The sequence below is a fragment of the Stenotrophomonas sp. 704A1 genome, from assembly GCF_030549525.1.
GTDB classification, from domain to species: Bacteria; Pseudomonadota; Gammaproteobacteria; order Xanthomonadales; family Xanthomonadaceae; genus Stenotrophomonas; species Stenotrophomonas tuberculopleuritidis.
Genome location: NZ_CP130831.1, coordinates 505,941 through 521,957 on the forward strand (window position 1 = coordinate 505,941; position 16,017 = coordinate 521,957).

16 protein-coding genes are annotated in these 16,017 nt (G+C 68.1%); 14 read left to right on the plus strand and 2 right to left on the minus strand.

What is annotated here, in order from left to right:
- Positions 1–125 precede the first annotated feature (125 nt).
- Positions 126–2,207, plus strand: coding sequence for an NHL repeat-containing protein (locus Q5Z10_RS02305; RefSeq protein ID WP_303637740.1), 2,082 nt, complete (start codon positions 126–128; stop codon positions 2,205–2,207).
- On the opposite strand, the gene Q5Z10_RS02310 is transcribed toward Q5Z10_RS02305, so the two are convergent.
- Positions 2,185–2,589, minus strand: a complete 405-nt coding sequence (locus Q5Z10_RS02310) for a YciI family protein (RefSeq protein ID WP_303637741.1) — start codon at positions 2,587–2,589, stop codon at positions 2,185–2,187. The two genes, Q5Z10_RS02305 and Q5Z10_RS02310, sit on opposite strands and share 23 nt — an antisense overlap.
- Before the next feature lie 180 nt (positions 2,590–2,769).
- Here Q5Z10_RS02310 and Q5Z10_RS02315 point away from each other — a divergent pair, with 180 nt between their 5' ends.
- The 13 genes from Q5Z10_RS02315 (at position 2,770) to Q5Z10_RS02375 (ending at position 15,080) form a co-directional block, all read left to right on the plus strand.
- Positions 2,770–3,183, plus strand: coding sequence for a YciI family protein (locus tag Q5Z10_RS02315; RefSeq protein WP_303637742.1), 414 nt, complete (start codon positions 2,770–2,772; stop codon positions 3,181–3,183).
- A 67-nt stretch (positions 3,184–3,250) separates the two neighbouring features.
- Positions 3,251–3,673: a VOC family protein gene (locus Q5Z10_RS02320; protein WP_303637743.1), complete on the plus strand. Its 423-nt coding sequence runs from the start codon at positions 3,251–3,253 to the stop codon at positions 3,671–3,673.
- A 34-nt stretch (positions 3,674–3,707) separates the two neighbouring features.
- Complete coding sequence (locus Q5Z10_RS02325) at positions 3,708–4,118, plus strand: VOC family protein (RefSeq protein WP_303637744.1); 411 nt, start codon at positions 3,708–3,710, stop codon at positions 4,116–4,118.
- A gap of 25 nt (positions 4,119–4,143) precedes the next feature.
- Positions 4,144–4,500 carry a DUF1428 domain-containing protein gene (locus Q5Z10_RS02330; protein WP_303637745.1) on the plus strand — a complete coding sequence of 119 codons (357 nt, stop codon included), beginning with the start codon at positions 4,144–4,146 and terminating at the stop codon, positions 4,498–4,500.
- A gap of 45 nt (positions 4,501–4,545) precedes the next feature.
- The gene (locus Q5Z10_RS02335; protein WP_303637746.1) at positions 4,546–5,808 is read left to right on the plus strand and encodes an RNA polymerase sigma factor; all 1,263 of its coding nucleotides are present in this window, start codon (positions 4,546–4,548) and stop codon (positions 5,806–5,808) included.
- Positions 5,809–5,914: 106 nt separating this feature from the next.
- The gene (locus tag Q5Z10_RS02340) at positions 5,915–7,111 is read left to right on the plus strand and encodes a hypothetical protein (RefSeq protein WP_303637747.1); all 1,197 of its coding nucleotides are present in this window, start codon (positions 5,915–5,917) and stop codon (positions 7,109–7,111) included.
- The gene (locus tag Q5Z10_RS02345; protein ID WP_303637748.1) at positions 7,102–8,202 is read left to right on the plus strand and encodes a hypothetical protein; all 1,101 of its coding nucleotides are present in this window, start codon (positions 7,102–7,104) and stop codon (positions 8,200–8,202) included. The genes Q5Z10_RS02340 and Q5Z10_RS02345 overlap by 10 nt, the downstream gene beginning before the upstream one ends.
- 106 nt (positions 8,203–8,308) lie before the next feature.
- Entirely contained in the window at positions 8,309–8,983 is a 675-nt protein-coding gene (locus tag Q5Z10_RS02350; RefSeq protein ID WP_303637749.1) for a hypothetical protein, read from the plus strand.
- Positions 8,984–8,999: 16 nt separating this feature from the next.
- On the plus strand, positions 9,000–10,646 hold the full coding sequence (locus tag Q5Z10_RS02355; protein WP_303637750.1) for a CsgG/HfaB family protein: 1,647 nt from the start codon (positions 9,000–9,002) through the stop codon (positions 10,644–10,646).
- 227 nt (positions 10,647–10,873) lie between these two features.
- Positions 10,874–12,523, plus strand: coding sequence for a M28 family metallopeptidase (locus tag Q5Z10_RS02360; RefSeq protein ID WP_303637751.1), 1,650 nt, complete (start codon positions 10,874–10,876; stop codon positions 12,521–12,523).
- Positions 12,524–12,686: 163 nt separating this feature from the next.
- Positions 12,687–13,946, plus strand: a complete 1,260-nt coding sequence (locus Q5Z10_RS02365; protein ID WP_303637752.1) for a sensor histidine kinase — start codon at positions 12,687–12,689, stop codon at positions 13,944–13,946.
- Positions 13,936–14,706, plus strand: coding sequence for a LytR/AlgR family response regulator transcription factor (locus Q5Z10_RS02370; protein ID WP_303637753.1), 771 nt, complete (start codon positions 13,936–13,938; stop codon positions 14,704–14,706). Before Q5Z10_RS02365 ends, Q5Z10_RS02370 begins: the two co-directional genes overlap by 11 nt.
- Before the next feature lie 29 nt (positions 14,707–14,735).
- Positions 14,736–15,080, plus strand: coding sequence for a hypothetical protein (locus Q5Z10_RS02375; protein WP_303637754.1), 345 nt, complete (start codon positions 14,736–14,738; stop codon positions 15,078–15,080).
- 39 nt (positions 15,081–15,119) lie between these two features.
- Here the strand turns inward: Q5Z10_RS02375 and Q5Z10_RS02380 are convergent, their stop codons facing one another.
- Complete coding sequence (locus Q5Z10_RS02380) at positions 15,120–15,734, minus strand: hypothetical protein (RefSeq protein WP_303637755.1); 615 nt, start codon at positions 15,732–15,734, stop codon at positions 15,120–15,122.
- Positions 15,735–16,017: the final 283 nt, after the last annotated feature.

Here is a 16,017-nt window from a genome sequence, read left to right on the forward strand (position 1 = left end):
GGCCAGCGAGAACAAGCGCGGCGCATGGAACTGTGATGCCCGGCAGTACGCCTGGCCGTGGCGCATCGCGCGCGCAGCGTCTATTGTCGGTGCCTGGTCAAGCAACAGGCAGGCAGCGCAGCGCGATGGCACGGTGGCAATGGATGGCGGCAGGCGTGGCGGTGGCAACCGTGGTGGCATTGGCGGCAACCTGGTGGGAAACACCGCTGCACACGCGCGCTGAACCGGCAGGCCCGGCGCCCACGCCGTTGGCCTGGACGGCCCAGATCGAACTGCTGGCCGGTGATGGCCATCCGGGTGATCGGGACGGTGCCTCGGCACAGGCCCGCTTCGCCGACCCCTATGCGCTGTTGCGCAGCGCCGATGGCAGCGTCTATTTCACCGATGCCGGCGACAACAACCGCATCCGCCGCCGGTGGCCCGACGGCCGCGTGGAGACCGTGGCCGGGCAGGGCGAGGGGCGTGTGGATGGACCGGCGCTGCAGGCACGCTTCAACACGCCGTCGGGCATCGCCGCCGACGCGCAGGGCAATCTGTACGTGGCCGACACCGGCAATCACGCGATCCGTCGCATCGGCATCGATGGCCAGGTCAGCACGCTGGCCGGTGGCGAGCAGGGGTTCGCCGATGGTCCCGCGGCGCAGGCCCGCTTCGATGGCCCGATGGGCATCGCCGTGGACGCGCAGGGCCAGGTCTACGTTGCCGACACCTGGAACGACCGCATCCGGGTGATCGGTACCGACGGTGCGGTGCGCACGCTGGCCGGCGGCGACCGCCCCGGTTTCATCGATGCCGCTGGCGCCGACGCACGCTTCGATACGCCGGTGGCGCTGGCCTTCGATGCGCACGGCGCGCTGCTGGTGGCCGACCTGTTCAACAACGCGGTGCGGCGTGTCGGTGCCGATGGCAGTGTCAGCACGGCGGTGGCCAGCGGCGGGGTGATCAATGGGCCGTTGTCACTGGCCACGACGCACGACGGCGTGCTCTACGTGGGCGATCTGGACGGCCGCATCGTGCAGGTGACGCCGCAGGGCCACCAGCTGGCGCTGCTGGGCAACGACCGGCTGCCACGCCTGGCGCGGCCGAGTGGACTGGCGGTGGAGGCCGATGGTGGACTGCTGGTGGCCGACTCGGCGGGGTACCGCCTGCACCGGCTGCGCCCGTTGCCGGTCGGTGAGCTGCCGGCGCCGGCACTGGTCGGCCCGGCCGCCGATGCCGCGCTTCCGGACAGTGGCGGGCGTTGGCCGCTGGCGCCGCAGGACGGCTGGCACGAAGTGGTCGGCACGTTGGGCGAGGTGCGCGGCAACTTCAGCGGCGAGAGCCGCCACCACCTGCACGGCGGCTTCGACGTGCGCGGGGATGTCGGCCAGACCGTGCTGGCGATTGCCGAGGGCAAGATCAGCAGCCCGATCGCCGCCTGGAGCCTGGGCGGGCAGGCCGAGGGCCTGGCCGTGGAACGGTTGAAGTACATCCACATGCGGGTGGGGCGCACGCCGTCAGGCACCCCGTTCGATGCGCGCTGGCAGGCGCTGTATGACGATGAAGGCAAGCTGGAGCGCATCCGTGTGCGGCGTGGCACGCGCATCCACGTGGGTGACCGCCTGGGCAGCATCAACAGCCAGGCCCATGTGCACCTGGCCGTGGGCAACGGCGGGTTCGAGACCAATGCGGTCGCGCTGGGCTTCCGCAACTACGCCGACCACTTTGCTCCCCGCATCACCGACGTCGCGCTGCTGGACGACAACGATCAACCCTTGGCCCCCGGCAGCGATGGCGTGGTGTTGCTGGCGCGGCAGGGGCGTGGCGTGCAGATCGTGGTGGAGGCCTGGGACCAGGTCGACCACAACCTGCCGCGCCGCCGCCTGGGCCCGTACCAGGTCGGCTACCAGATCCTCGATGCCACCGGGCAGCCGCTGCAGGGCTACGAGCAGCCGCGCTGGAACATCGTCTTCAACCGCATGCCGCCACAGGCGCTGGCGGTGAAGGCGGCCTATGCCCCGGACAGCGGCATCACCGTGCACGGCAGTGCGGTCACCCGGTTCCGTTACCTGGTGACCAATACCGTGCGCGACGGCCTGATGGAGACCGGGCGCTGGCAACCGGCGGCGCTGCCGCCGGGCGAGTACATCGTGCGCGCCAGTGCGCGCGACTACAGCGGCAACGAAGGCGTGGGCCCGCGCGAGCTCAGGGTGCGGCTGCTTCCATAGCCGCCGGAGCGCCGCAACGCTCGCGTTCGGCATCCATGTCTTCCAGCGGCCGCACTTCGATGCTGCCGAAGCGCGCCCAGGGGAACTGCCGGGCGATGTGCATGGCCTCGTCGCGGTCGCGGGCGGTGATCAGGTTGAAGCCGGCCAGCAGCTCGCGGGTCTCGGCGAACGGTCCGTCCAGCACCCGGCTCTGGCCGTCGCGCACGCGCAGGGTCTGCGCGGTGTCGACCGGCTGCAGCTTCTGCGCGACCAGCAGGGTGCCTTGGGCCTGCAGCTGGTCGGCGTGGGCCAGGCAGTCGCGCATCAGCGCGTTGAATTCTTCGGTGGGCAGCGCCTGCAGCAGGGCAGGCTCGATGTAGATCAGGAGCAGGTACTGCTGCATGGCAGGGTCCTGGCGGGGGCGGGTGCCCATGATGGCGCAGGATTGCGCATGGGCATGCTGCAGTGCGGGAGGCGCGCCGTCCACCGGAAAAATAATTTCGCAGGACATGTCGATTCGCCGCGCCCTGGTTCGTTGTATCCAGTGAAGGGCACGCCCCCTGCGTTCCCACGGGAGACCGAAATGAAGGTGATGGTGATCGTGAAGGCCAATGCCGATTCCGAAGCCGGCCGCATGCCCAGCGAACAGGAACTGGCCGAAATGGGCGCCTACAACGAGCAGTTGGTGGCCGCCGGCATCATGCTGGCCGGTGAAGGCCTGCACGCCACCCAGCGCGGCCGGCGTATTCATTTCGGCGCTGGGGCGCCGCAGGTCGAGGCCGGCCCGTTCGCGCCGGCCGGCGAACAGATCGCCGGGTTCTGGCTGTGGGAGGTGCGTTCGCTGGATGAGGCTACCGAGTGGGCCAGCCGGGCGCCGTTCGCCGCCGGCGGGGCGCTCGAACTGCGACCGTTGATCTCGGCCGAAGATTTCGGCGCGGCCTTCACCCCCGAATTACAGCAGCAGGAACAGCGTCTGCGTGCACAGCTGGAAGGCTGAGCCAACCCATCTGCGCGCTGGGCATGGCCCGGTGCGACCGCCCAGAACCACACCCCGGAGAACTGTCATGAAATTGATTCCCTTCCTCGGCTTCAGCGGCCAGGCCCACGACGCCATGGCGTTCTACGCCAAGGCACTCGGTGGCCAGGTCACCTCGGAAATGAAGTACCGGGACATGCCGCCGTCCGATGGCTCGCCCGGCTGCAATGACATGCCCGCAGACACGCTCGACCACGTTGCCCACAGCCAGCTGGAAATCGGCGCCGCGATCCTGATGGCGGCCGATGGCCCCGGCAGCGGTGACGGCGGCGCGACCACCATCAATGTCGATGTGGACAGCATCGAAGAAGCAGAGCGGGTCTTTGCTGCACTGGCCGACGGTGGCCAGGTGCAGATGCCGATCGCCGAAACCTTCTGGGCCCATCGCTGGGGCATGTTGATCGACCGCTACGGCAAGCCGTGGATGGTCAACTGCATGAAACAGCCCTGAGTGCCTGCCCGACCGACTGCAAGGAACCGTGACAATGAGTACAGCGCAACCGCAGATGATCTTCGTCAACCTTCCGGTCAAGGACCTGGAAAAGTCCAAGGCGTTCTTCGCCGCACTGGGCTACAGCTTCAATCCGACCTTCACCAACGACGATGCGGCCGGCATGGTGATCAGTGACAGCATCTACGTGATGCTGCTGACCCAGCCTTTTTTCCAGCAGTTCACCACCAAGCGCCTTGCCGACGCGCACACGCACACGGAAGTGATCACGGCGCTGTCCTCGCCCAGTCGCGAGGCGGTGGACCAGACCCTGGAAAAGGCCCTGGCCGCCGGTGCCAGCGAGCCGCAACCGGCGCGTGACTACGGCTTCATGTACCAGCGTGGATTCCAGGACCTGGATGGGCATCTCTGGGAAATCGCACACATGGACGGCGAGCCGGGCTGAGTGCCCGCCGCCGGGGAGAGCTCTGATGGCTTACGTGGATGCTTACGTGCTGCCGTGCCCGCTGGACAAGGTGGCCGCCTACCGGCGTCTGGCCCGCAAGGCCGGCGCGGTGTGGAAGGACCATGGCGCGCTGCAGTACATGGAATGCGTGGCCGACGATGTGGAACCGGGCAAGTCGACCTCGTTCCCGCGCGCGGTGAAGGCCAAGCCCGGCGAGACGGTCATCGTCGCCTTCGTGGTGTTCCGCTCGCGCGCTGCGCGCGACCGCATCAACGCGAAGGTGATGGCCGATCCGCGGCTGGCCGGCATCGGGCCCAAGGACATGCCGTTCGATACCCGGCGCATGTTCTGGGGCGGTTTCAAGCCCATCGTTGAAGCGTGAACCGCGCTGCTTGTGCGGGCCGGGCATGCGTGCTGTGATCGGCCGATGTCCGAGCCCGCACTGACGCAACGTCTGGAAACCCTCTGGCGGATGGAATCGCCGGTGTTGATCGCGCGCCTGGCGCGCCTGCTTGGCGGCGACGTGGGGCGTGCCGAAGAGCTGGCCCAGGACACCTGGCTGGCCGCGCTGGAGCGCTGGCCGGCGCAGGGCATCCCGGACAACCCCGGAGCCTGGCTGATGACCACCGCGCGCAATCGTGCCATTGACGTGCTGCGCCAGCATCAACGCGTGGCGCAGCAGCATGCGCAGTGGGGCGAGCAGCTGCACCCGGCGGCATTGCCGGCACCCGATGACAGCCAGGCGCTGGAGGACGATCTGGGCGACGATCTGCTGCGGCTGATGTTCGTGGCCTGCCACCCGGTGCTGCCCGCCGATGCGCGGGTGGCGCTGACCCTGCGCCTGCTGGGCGGGCTGACCACCGTCGAGATCGCGCGTGCCTTCCTGCAGCCGGAGCCGACCATCGCCCAGCGCATCGTGCGGGCCAAGCGCACCCTGGCGCAGAAACAGGTGCCGTATGAGGTGCCACGCACGGAGGCCCTGCCTGCACGGCTGGCCTCGGTGCTGGAAGCGATCTACCTGGTGTTCAACGAGGGATATGCGGCCAGTGCCGGTGATGACTGGATGCGACCGGCGTTGTGTGCCGAGGCGTTGCGGCTGGTGCGCATCCTGGCCCACCGCATGCCCGCGCCTGCGGTGCTGGGGTTGTGGGCTTTGATGGAACTGCAGGCATCGCGCACTGCCGCCCGCGTGGATGCGCACGGGGCACCGGTCCTGCTGGACCAGCAGAACCGCGCGCGCTGGGACTGGCTGCAGATCGAACGTGGCCAGCAGGCGCTGGCCCGCGCCCTGGCTGCCGGCGGCGCCGACGATCCCTATGTCCTGCAGGCACGGATCGCCGCCTGCCATGCCGGCGCGCGCCGCGCCGAAGACACCGATTGGGCGCGCATCGCTGCGCTGTACGCGCAGCTGTTGCGGGTGATGCCGTCGCCGGTGGTGGCCTTGAACCGGGTGGTGGCGGTCTCGCGCAGCGACGGGGCATTCGCCGCGTGGGCGCTGTTGCAGCCACTGCTGGACGAGCCACGCCTGCAGGGCTACGCACCGTTGCAGGTGGTGCGCGGCGAGTTGCTGCTGCAGCTGGGCAGAGAGGACGACGCACGCGATGCATTCGGCGCGGCCGCAGCGTTGAGCCAGAACCAGGCAGAGCGGACCTTGCTGCGGCAACGGGCCGGCCTGCCGCAGGAAGAGTGAAGCCGACAAGGTCAGCACTTGTCGGTTTGCGCCGGAGCGGCTATGTTTCGCGCCCAGCGGGCGGCTTTCGCCCGCCTTTCGCGTGTGTTGACCGAGGAGCGGTTGGATGTTTTCAAGGACGAAGGGCGCACCGCGCGCGTTTGCGCGCCTGCTTGCCTATGCGCTGTGCCTGGCCGTCTGGCCGATGGCGGTGCAGGCGGCGGAGAAATCGCAGCAGGCCTACTGGGCCGGTTTTGCCTATACCGCTGATGCCGCCGCCGTACAGGCGACCACCCCGCACGCGCATGCTGTGCTGGAAGCGCGTGGCCTGATCCCGCTCAACCAGACCCTGGCCCAGGCACTCAAGCGCCGTGCGCCGGCGCACCTGGAACTGATCGACCAGCCGGTGGCGATGCTCGATGGCACCACCAGCGCCGTGGTGCTGGCCGCGGCGCTGGACCGCGAGCTGGTGTCGGTCGAACCGATCGGCGACCAGTACAAGGTGCTGGTGGAAGTGGCGCTGCAGGCGCTGTTCTTCGACTTCCGCGAGCGCCAGGTGATCGCGTCCTATCCGCTCACCCTGCAGCGCATCGACGTGCAGGAGTACCGGCCGGACAGCGATGACATCGACGCGATCGTCGCCGATCTGCTGTATGGCGGCGCCGATACCAGCCTGTCGCAGGTACTGGCCGCCACCCTGGCCCAGGCCAGGCTGCCCGAAGCGGCCACGCGCCGCCTGCAGGTCGGTGCGGTCACCCTGTCCGATGCCACGCTGGCCAGGCTGCCCGACCCGACGTGGGCCGCTCCGCTGCGCGCCACGCTGGCCCACGAACTGTCCAAGACGCTGTCATCCAACACCGGTGTCGGCCTGCTGCCGCCGGCTTCGGGGCAGGCGATCGGCGGCGCGATGGCCGCACGCTTCGCCGACGGCAAGGTCTACCAGCTGAAGATTCCCGAAGCGGACTACGTCATCAGCCTGCAGGTCGATGCGCTGAAGAACGGTGTCATCAGTGAGACCCCGGCGATGAAGACGATGCTGTTCGGCGCGTTCTTCACCGCCACGGTCACCGAGCCGTTCTCCGGCAAGGTGTACTTCCAGCAGCCGCTGCGCAAGGGCGCCACCAAGGTGGTGCCGGTCACGCAGTGGCAGGTCGACCAGTGGTCGGCCAGCTACGAAACCCTGCTGGCCGGCTTCGATGCCTTCGCCGGCGCCGCCGCCAAGCGTGACGATGCGCGCGCCTGGCTGGACGAGCAGAAGCCGGGCGGCCGCCCGTTGCAGCAGCAGACCCAAGCCCTCCAGGAGTTGATCAAGTCATGTCGTTGATGCGTACCATCCTGCTCATCCTCATCGCGCTGGCGGTGGCCTCGCCGGTCGCCGCGCAGACCGCCAGCTCGCGCGGTACCGGTTCGGCCAGCTACGGCCTGCGCCTGAGCGCCGACACCCGCGCCCAGGCCCTGAACAAGGCCAAGGCCAATGCACTGGAGGCGTACATCGCCGAATCCGGTGCGGCCAAGCTGCGCCTGTTCGAATCGCGTCGTGCCGAGTTCCTCGGCGAGATCGACCGTTACGTACTCAGCGCCGTGCAGCTGTCGGACACCGAAGACAAGAAGGCCAAGACCTACAGCGTCACCGTCCGTGCCGAGATCAACACCACCCTGCTGCAGACCAAGCTGGATGCCGGCTCGGCCGTGGCCGGTGCCACCGCCGCGCAGCGTTCGCTGCTGACCTTCCTGTTCATGGCGCGCTCGCAGGACACCGTGCAGTCGTTCCAGGACAAGGAATACCGTCGCGTCGATGCCAGCAGCAGCTACAGCGAGAACACCCGCGAGGGCGACAGCTTCCGTGGCAACTCGGTCAGCACCAACGGCAGCATCAACCAGAACGGCTCGGTGTCGGTCACCAGCGGTGGCAGCACCACCCAGCGCAGCGACGCCATCAGCTGGAAGGTGGCCAACGCGGCCGAGGTCAACACCGCGATGACCGGTGCGTTCAGCGCCGCCGGCTACGAAGTGGTCGAAGCCGAGTACGTGGAAGGCGAGTCGCGCGGCCTGCTCAGCATCGAGCGCATCCGCAAGGACTTCAGCACCGGCAACGACCTGTCCGCCGCCACCCTGCGTGACACCGCCAACGGCATCCGTGCGGCCAACATCCCGTACATCGCCGTCGGTACCCTCGACGTCGGCATGCGCGACCGCGACCCGGCCAGTGGCAACACCCGCGTGTTCGTCACCGTCACCGGCAAGGTGCTGGACGTGACCGGCCGCTTCCCGCGCACCGTGTCCTCGGTTGGCCCGGTGCAGTTCTCCGGCACCGGCCCGAACGAGACCGTGGCCCGCACCAATGCCCTGCAGCTGGCTGCCGAGAAGGCCGCCCAGCAGATGATCAACGAACTGAACGTCAAGGCGGTCCGCTGATACCCGGCCTCGTCCGGCGCTGGCGGTTCCGCTGCGCTCGCCGGGCATGGCCCGGCGCTACCTACCACGGGCCGCACTGCGGCCGTCTCTCCCAAAGGACTCTCTCATGATCCGTACCACCGCTCTCACCCTGGCCATCGCCGCCGCTACCCTGTCGATGCCGGCGCACGCCGGCCTGGGCAAGCTGAAGGACCTGGCGGGCGCCGCCACCGGCACCTCCAGCAGCAGCGCCAGCGCTGCCGCCCCGGACGAAGCCGCGCAGGAAGCACTGGTGCGTCGTTTCGTCAGCTCGCAGTCGCACTCGCTGCAGGCCCAGACCTCGTTCGCCCGTGCCTTCGGCCTGGCCGAACAGGTGCAGCTGCTGGAAGCCGAGCGCCAGGCGCTGTCGTCCGGTTCGGTCAACGTGGACGCCATGAAGAAGTCGGTGTCGGTCAGCGAAGCCGCGCAGGCCGCCATTGACGAGCGCCAGGCCGCGCAGCCGGAGCTGAATGCAGAATCCAAGCAGCATTACGCTGAAGGACTGGTCTCGCTGCTGGCCTCGGCCGCCGAAGCCCAGAAGCTGAGCGGCGAAGCCAGCGGCTTTGCTGCAGGCATGAAGAACCTGGGTGCCACCCAGATGGCCACTGCTGGCCGCAAGCTGGCCGCCGGCGCCTGGGTTGCCAAGGAATCGCCGGGCTTCATCAAGGGCCTGTACGGCTCGACCAAGTCGGCCGTTACCTTTGCCAGGAAGAGCAAGGTGAAGGTGCCGTCCAACGCTGATTCGATGCTGGATTCGCTCTGATCCGAGGCAGCCACGCATGCGCACCACGACTCGATTGATCGGCCTGGGGCTGGTTGCTGCCCTGCTGGCAGCCTGCGGCAAGCAGGATGCACCGGCAGAAGCGGCACCGGCCAAGGAGAAGGCCACCAGTGCACTGGCCAGCAATGCGCCGGTGCAGGAAGCGCCCCTGCGTGGCACGCCGGATTTCGGCGGCACCACCCAGGTCGCGCGCGAAGCCGACGGCATCGGCAGCACCCCGGAACTGGCGGTGCTGGCGGCATTGCAGTCGGCCGTGGCCCAGGTCAACGGCGTACGCGTGGCCAGCCAGATGCAGGGCCTGCGTGCAGGCCTGCATGTGGATGTGGACGGTGAACACGTCGGCGACATCCGCGCCGACGCGTTCTCGCAGCAGATGATTGCCGGCTCGCAGGGCGCGGTGCTGGGCTATGACATCCTCTCGCAGGAGGAAGTGACCCAGCTCGACGAGGAAACCATCGCCCGCGTGCGCGCCAGCGATGAAGGCTGGAGCTTCAAGGGGTCGGCCTCGGCCAGTGCTTCCGGTGAGGCATCGGCCAAGAGCGGTGCGTCTTCGGCCAGCGTCAAGGAACACTACGAAGAGCAGGTGCAGGTGGACGCCAAGCGTGGCGCCAGCGCCTTCGATTCGGATGTCACCCGGCGCAGCATGCGCAGCTACTGGAAGGTGCGCGTGCGCGCGCAGATCGCCCAGTACCGCGCGCCGGACGAGCAGGGCAAGCCGAAGATCGTGGTCGCGTTGCCGCGCACCCGCGCCGGCAGCTACGCGGTGGGCGATGGCCGGGTGAATGCCGACGAGGTTGCCCAGGCAATCCGCGCGCGCCTGTCCGACACGCTGACCCAGACCCAGCGCTTCATCGTGCTCGACCGCGAGTTCGGCGATGAACTGCAGGCCGAGATCGATCACATCAACAGCGGCAACGTGCGCCTGCAGGACACCGCACGTGTCGGCCAGCAGCTGGCGACCGACCTGATCCTGATCCCGACCATCGAACGCTTCGAGTATCCGCGCAGCGTGCGCAACCTGCGCATGTCCGATCGCCAGGTGACCTCGTACGCAGGTGGCGGCCGCATCACCCTGCGACTGGTCAACGCCAGCACCGGCCAGGTGGTGATGTCCGACAGTTTCGATCACCAGCTGGCCTCGACCGGTCCGAGCACGCTGCCGCGCGTGGTCAACGGCCGCAGCATGGCCGCAGCGATGATGGAATCGCTGTCCGGGCAGATCGGCACCACCATTGTCACCACGCTGTTCCCGGTGTCGGTGGTCTCGGTCGATGGTGACCAGGTGGTGCTGAGCCACGGCGGTGATACCGTGCAGGCCGGCCAGCGCTGGCAGGCGGTGCGCCTCGGCGAAGAACTGAAGGACCCGCAGACCGGCCGTTCGCTGGGCCGCAGCGAGCACCCGTGCTGCACCATCCGCATCGATCGCGTGGCCGCGCAGACCTCCTACGGCACCATCGAAGACGGGGTCGACGCCATGCGCGGCGGCTTCCGTCCGGGCCAGATCGAACTGCGGCAGAAGCTGGGCAGCAAGCCGGCGGCCACCGCGGGTGCCACCGCCTCGGCGGCACCGGCTGCCGCCGCACGCCCGGCCAGCAAGCCCACGCCCAAGCCCGTCGCAGCACCGGCCGAAGACCCGAACTGGTAAGACGCCCAGGCAGCACACCGTGGGGGCCAGAGCCCTTTCCCGATGGGAAAGGCTCTGGCCCATCCTGTTTTCGTCATCCACGCATCGCGTGGATCTCCCGTGTCGATCAAGGTCGGCACCTGCCCTCAGGAAGCCGGCTTTTGACGTTGCCGTTGATTCGGCAGGTGCCGGGCGCAGCCCTGCCGAACCCCTTACACTCCGGAAGGATTTCCCTGCTGGAGAGAGCAATGAAGCAACTCGTACTGGGCGTGCTCGCCCTGTCGGTGTCGAGCGCACTGATGGCGGCCACCCCGAAATTCGATGGCGCGCGGATCTCCGCCGACGTCAAGGAACTGGCGTCCGACGCCTACGAAGGCCGCTCGCCGGCCACGGCCGGCGAAGAAAAGACCATCGCCTTCCTCAGCAGGCAGTTCGCCGACGCCGGCCTGCAGCCGGGCGGTGACCTGAAGGATGGCAAGCGCCTGTGGACCCAGGCCGTCCCCCTGCGCAAGGGCGATATCGTCGGCACCCCGCAGTTGTCGCTGCAGCAGGGCGGCAAGACCATCACGCTCGAACAGGGCAAGCAGATCGCGGTGCGTGCAGCCATGAATGGCGCCACCGATGTGGATATCAGCAAGGCGCCGCTGGTGTTTCTCGGCTACGGCGTGAAAGCCCCGGAACGCAACTGGGACGACTTCAAGGGCGTGGACCTGAAGGGCAAGATCGCCGTCGTGCTGATCAACGACCCGGATTTTGAAACCGGCAAGGGCGATTTCGACGGCAAGGGCATGACCTGGTATGGGCGCTGGCCGTACAAGTACGAGGAAGGCGCACGCCAGGGCGCGCTCGGCGTGCTGATCGTGCACGAGACCGCACCGGCCTCCTACGGCTGGGCGACCGTGGCCGGCTCCAACACCAACACCATGTTCGACGTGGTGCGAGACAACCCGGCCGAGACCCACCCGCTGCTGGAAGGCTGGATCCAGCGTGACCTCGCCGTTGAGCTGTTCCGCGCAGCCGGGCAGGACTTCGAGGCCCTGAAGAAGAAGGCGCAGCAGCGCGACTTCACCCCGGTGCCGCTGACCGGCGCCAGCCTGGATGCGAAGTACGCGGTCAGGACCGAAGTGATCACCTCGCACAACGTGGCCGCACGCCTGGAAGGCAGCCGCCATCCGGACGAGACGATCGTCTACAGCGCGCACTGGGACCACATCGGCGTGGGCGAGCCTGATGCGCGCGGCGACCGCATCTTCAACGGCGCGCTGGACAACGCCAGCGGCACCGCATCGCTGCTGGAACTGGCGCGCGGCTTCGCCAAGGCGCCGCGCACGCAGCGCTCGGTGGTGTTCCTGGCGGTCACGGCCGAGGAGAAGGGCCTGCTGGGTTCGGAGTACTACGCCACCCATCCGCTGTATCCGCTGGAAAAGACCGTGGCGATGATCAACATGGACGGCATGGCGCCGTTCGGTCCGTCGCGTGATTTCGGCATCTACGGTGCCGCGCGCTTCGAGCTGCTGGACCAGCTGAAGGAGGTCGCCAAGGGCTGGGACATCCGCTACACGCCGGACCCGAAGCCGGAAGCGGGCCTGTTCTTCCGTTCCGATCATTTCCCGTTTGCCAAGCGTGGCGTGCCGGCACTGTCCTGGTCGGCCGGCCAGGACTGGGTGGACGGCGGCGTAGCCGTGGGCAGGAAGGCCTCCGAGGACTACACCGCCAAGCGCTACCACCAGCAGGGTGACGAATGGCAGCCGGACTGGGTGTTCGCCGGTGCCGCGCGCGACCTGGAGGTGCTGTACACGCTGGGCAACCAGCTGGCCAATTCCCGTGCCTGGCCGAACTGGAGCCAGGACGAGTCGTTCCGCGCCGTGCGTGACGCCAGCGCCGACCAGCGGAAATAAGGGAAAGCGGGGCGCGCTGCCCCGCCACCCCCGGTAGCGCCGGGCCCTGCCCGGCGTTGCGCTGAAGGCTTCCATCCCTGCTTTCCCGCACTTCGTCGCATACCGCTTGTCTGCCCGATGGGCCGCTCTATGCTCGGCTCACCCCTTCCATCCAGACGCCGCCGTGATCGCCAGCCTCTCCCTCATCCTCCGTCATCTCCTGGCCTGGGCCGCAGCGCTGTTCGTGGCGGGCATGGTCTGGAGCGGAATATTCAGTGGCATGAACGATGGCCCGGGCTGGGTGTTCGGGCTGCTGGTGATGTTCCTGATGATTTCCGCGCTGGGCAGCGCGGTGACCCACGTGCGCCGGGTCTGGCTGGTGGCCGGGCGCCTGGACGGCGCCACCCTGTCCGGCCGCCAGCGCCGGCAGATCGAACTGCCGATGGATGCCGGCCACGCGTTCGCCGTGGTCGAGGCAGCGGTGGGTGAGCTGCCGCGGGTGGAAGAGGTGGAAAGTTCGGCCGGCAGCCTGCAGGTGCGCGCGTATGTGCGCCGCGTCGACCTGTGGAATGGTCGCCAGCCGTCGCGCTGGAACCTGCCGGCGCGGCTGGCGATCAAGCGCAACAGCGTGCTGGCCACGGTGACCCCGGGGCAGGGCACCAGCACCGTCACCCTGCTGTTCGAACCCGATGCTGGCTGGTGGGCCGACCTGCTCGCGCTGGATGAAGGCAGCAACTACGAGAACGCCGAAGCGGTCACCCGCGCGATCAGCCGCCGTGTCGCCGACCAGCGTCGCGATGAACAGGCCGCCGCCGAGCAGACCCAGGTGGAAAAGGAATTGTCGGTGGCACGCCTGAACCTGCTGCACGCCCAGGTCGAGCCGCACTTCCTGTACAACTCGCTGGCCAACGCACAGGTGCTGACCCGCACCGATCCGGCGCGCGCTGAACAGATGCTCGGGCACCTGATCCAGTACCTGCGCAGCTCACTGCCGCAGGTGGACGAATCGGTGTCCACGCTGGGCGTGGAACTGGAGCGCACCCGCGCCTACTTGGAGATCCTGCGCATCCGCATGGGCGCGCGGCTGGCGGTGGACGTGCAGGTGCCCACCGAACTGCACGCGGTGAAGCTGCCGGCGATGGCCCTGCAGACGCTGGTGGAAAACGCGATCAAGCATGGCCTGGAGCCCAAGCCGGGCGGTGGCACCATCTGGATCCTGGCACGCGGTTTCGACGACCATGTCACCGTGACCGTGGCCGACGACGGCCTGGGGTTCGGCCAGGGCACCAGTGGCACCGGCATCGGCCTGAAGAACCTGCGCGAGCGCCTGCGGCTGACCTGTGGCGAGCAGGCCGGCGTGGCCATCGTCGCCAACTTCCCCAGCGGCGTGGCCGCGACCATGACCCTGCCGCAGCCGGCCACGGAGCGCAGCCATGCCGCTTGAAGCGTTGATCGCCGAAGACGAGGAACTGCTGCGGCACTCGCTGGTGGAGCAGCTGGGCCGGTTGTGGCCGGAGCTGAAACTGGTGGCCGAATGCGAGGACGGCGCCAGTGCGCTGGAACAGTTGGCCGAGAAGCAGCCGGACATCGCCTTCCTCGACATCCGCATGCCCGGCATCAGCGGCATCGAAGTGGCGCGCGCGCTGGGTGAACTGAGCCCGCGTACGCAGGTGGTGTTCGTGACCGCCTACGACCAGTACGCCATCGATGCCTTCGAGCAGGGCGCGATGGACTATCTGCTCAAGCCGGTCAGCGATGAACGCCTGCTGGCCACCCGTGAGCGCATCCTGTCGCGCCTGCCGTCCAGCCGCCAGGACGATGCCGTGCTGGAGCGCCTGCTGCAGCGGCTGGGCGCCGCAGCCGTGGCCAGCGAACGGCCCCCGCTGGCCTGGATCACGGCCAGCAACGGCCGCGACACGCAGCTGATCATGCTGGACGATGTGATCTATTTCCGTGCCGACAACAAGTACACCACGGTGGTCACCGCCGCCGGCGAAAGCCTGCTGCGCACGCCGCTGCGCGAACTGCTGGAGGTGCTGGATCCGCAGCATTTCCGCCAGGTGCACCGCTCCACCATCGTCAACATGAAGGCGGTGGCGGCGGTCAGCCGCGACGACACCGGGCGCGGTGTGCTGCGCCTGCGCCAGCGTACCGAGACGCTGGTGGTCAGCCAGCCGTTCATGAGTCTGTTCCGCGGCATGTAGCCGCGTCCCGGTCCTGCCAGGAGCCTCCCATGCGTCCCTGCCTGTTGATGTGCATCGCTGCGTTGGCCGTTGCCGGCTGCGGGAAGTCCACCGAGACGTCGATCACCCGCAGCACCGCCAATGGCGTGGATACGCTCTACAGCAAGCGCAGCGTGGTCGATGGCGTGGCGCGCTTCGAGTGCCTCGCCAGCCGCAGCGGGCAGTGCCACTACCTGGTGCTGGCCCCGGCCTGTCGCCCGGATGCGCCCTGTGCGACGCCGCCCTTGCGCTCGTTTGCGCTGGCCGTGGGCCAGACCCGGCAGTTCAAGGATCTGCCGGCGGGCTTCAGCCACTGCGTTGACGACAGGCACAAAGAACACTGCCACCGCGACTGAGCACGGTGGCAGTGTGGCTCCCCCCGGATTGCGCTCCGCTCAGTAGGCCGGCTGCAGGGTCAGGTCGTGATGGTGTTCGGTTTCGCCGACGTGGTTGAGGCGGCCGACCAGCTCGGAGTGCTGCTTCATGCGCCCGATCTCGGTCATGATGCGGATGTCCTCGTGGCGCAGTTCGCGCTTGGCGGTCACCGCCTGCTTGTAGTCCAGCACTTCGGGGTAGTGTTCGGCCAGGTCCAGCGCCTCGGCGACATGCTCGACGCTGTCGGCCTTGGAGGTGATGCGGGCGCGGCTGTTGAACGCCTTCATCCAGCGCTCGAAGCCGGCGGTGCGGTCGAACATGTTGGCCATGAACCAGATCACGAACAGGATCGAGATCCAGGAGCCGAACACCACGACCACCCGGGTGAAGGTGATGTGGTAGTCGTCGCGCCACAGGTAATTGGTGATCAGGCCGAGGATCAGCAGCGAGGCCGCCTGCCAGCCGACGATCGAGGCAATCAGCCACTGGCACTTGGCCTGGGCCAGCACCGCGACTTCATCGCGGATCTGCTGCTCGCTGAGGTTGCGCCAATGCGCGACCTGTTTATCGAACGGGCTGCTGTAGAGCTCGTTGTCGCGAAGCAGTAGTCCCAAACCCTTGAACAAAGCAATCATGGCTGGCTCCTTGTGGAACGTGCGGCGATCAGCATTGGACGGTGTGGCGGATTCAGTTCTAGCACTTCCAGCGCGCCGTGCAACGGGGGCAATGCCCTGTGGCGCAAGGCTTCTGCCTGAACAGGTGAAGATTGGTGCGGCGCACCATCAGTGCTGCGGCCTGCGACAAGATGTCGCAGGGTGAAACGTGCTGCGCATGCACATGAAACCGCAGCTGAGCATCCGGACTCGCCGCGGCGGCCGGGATCGACCAGAATCGAGCCAGACCGCGCAGGACGCGACT

What these genes read in the sequence shown, in the direction of transcription:
- Q5Z10_RS02305 (WP_303637740.1), top strand. Translation starts at nt 126, where the DNA reads ATGGCACGGTGGCAATGGATGGCGGCAGGCGTGGCGGTGGCAACCGTG.
- Q5Z10_RS02310 (WP_303637741.1), bottom strand. Translation starts at nt 2,589, where the DNA reads ATGCAGCAGTACCTGCTCCTGATCTACATCGAGCCTGCCCTGCTGCAG.
- Q5Z10_RS02315 (WP_303637742.1), top strand. Translation starts at nt 2,770, where the DNA reads ATGAAGGTGATGGTGATCGTGAAGGCCAATGCCGATTCCGAAGCCGGC.
- Q5Z10_RS02320 (WP_303637743.1), top strand. Translation starts at nt 3,251, where the DNA reads ATGAAATTGATTCCCTTCCTCGGCTTCAGCGGCCAGGCCCACGACGCC.
- Q5Z10_RS02325 (WP_303637744.1), top strand. Translation starts at nt 3,708, where the DNA reads ATGAGTACAGCGCAACCGCAGATGATCTTCGTCAACCTTCCGGTCAAG.
- Q5Z10_RS02330 (WP_303637745.1), top strand. Translation starts at nt 4,144, where the DNA reads ATGGCTTACGTGGATGCTTACGTGCTGCCGTGCCCGCTGGACAAGGTG.
- Q5Z10_RS02335 (WP_303637746.1), top strand. Translation starts at nt 4,546, where the DNA reads ATGTCCGAGCCCGCACTGACGCAACGTCTGGAAACCCTCTGGCGGATG.
- Q5Z10_RS02340 (WP_303637747.1), top strand. Translation starts at nt 5,915, where the DNA reads ATGTTTTCAAGGACGAAGGGCGCACCGCGCGCGTTTGCGCGCCTGCTT.
- Q5Z10_RS02345 (WP_303637748.1), top strand. Translation starts at nt 7,102, where the DNA reads ATGTCGTTGATGCGTACCATCCTGCTCATCCTCATCGCGCTGGCGGTG.
- Q5Z10_RS02350 (WP_303637749.1), top strand. Translation starts at nt 8,309, where the DNA reads ATGATCCGTACCACCGCTCTCACCCTGGCCATCGCCGCCGCTACCCTG.
- Q5Z10_RS02355 (WP_303637750.1), top strand. Translation starts at nt 9,000, where the DNA reads ATGCGCACCACGACTCGATTGATCGGCCTGGGGCTGGTTGCTGCCCTG.
- Q5Z10_RS02360 (WP_303637751.1), top strand. Translation starts at nt 10,874, where the DNA reads ATGAAGCAACTCGTACTGGGCGTGCTCGCCCTGTCGGTGTCGAGCGCA.
- Q5Z10_RS02370 (WP_303637753.1), top strand. Translation starts at nt 13,936, where the DNA reads ATGCCGCTTGAAGCGTTGATCGCCGAAGACGAGGAACTGCTGCGGCAC.
- Q5Z10_RS02375 (WP_303637754.1), top strand. Translation starts at nt 14,736, where the DNA reads ATGCGTCCCTGCCTGTTGATGTGCATCGCTGCGTTGGCCGTTGCCGGC.
- Q5Z10_RS02380 (WP_303637755.1), bottom strand. Translation starts at nt 15,734, where the DNA reads ATGATTGCTTTGTTCAAGGGTTTGGGACTACTGCTTCGCGACAACGAG.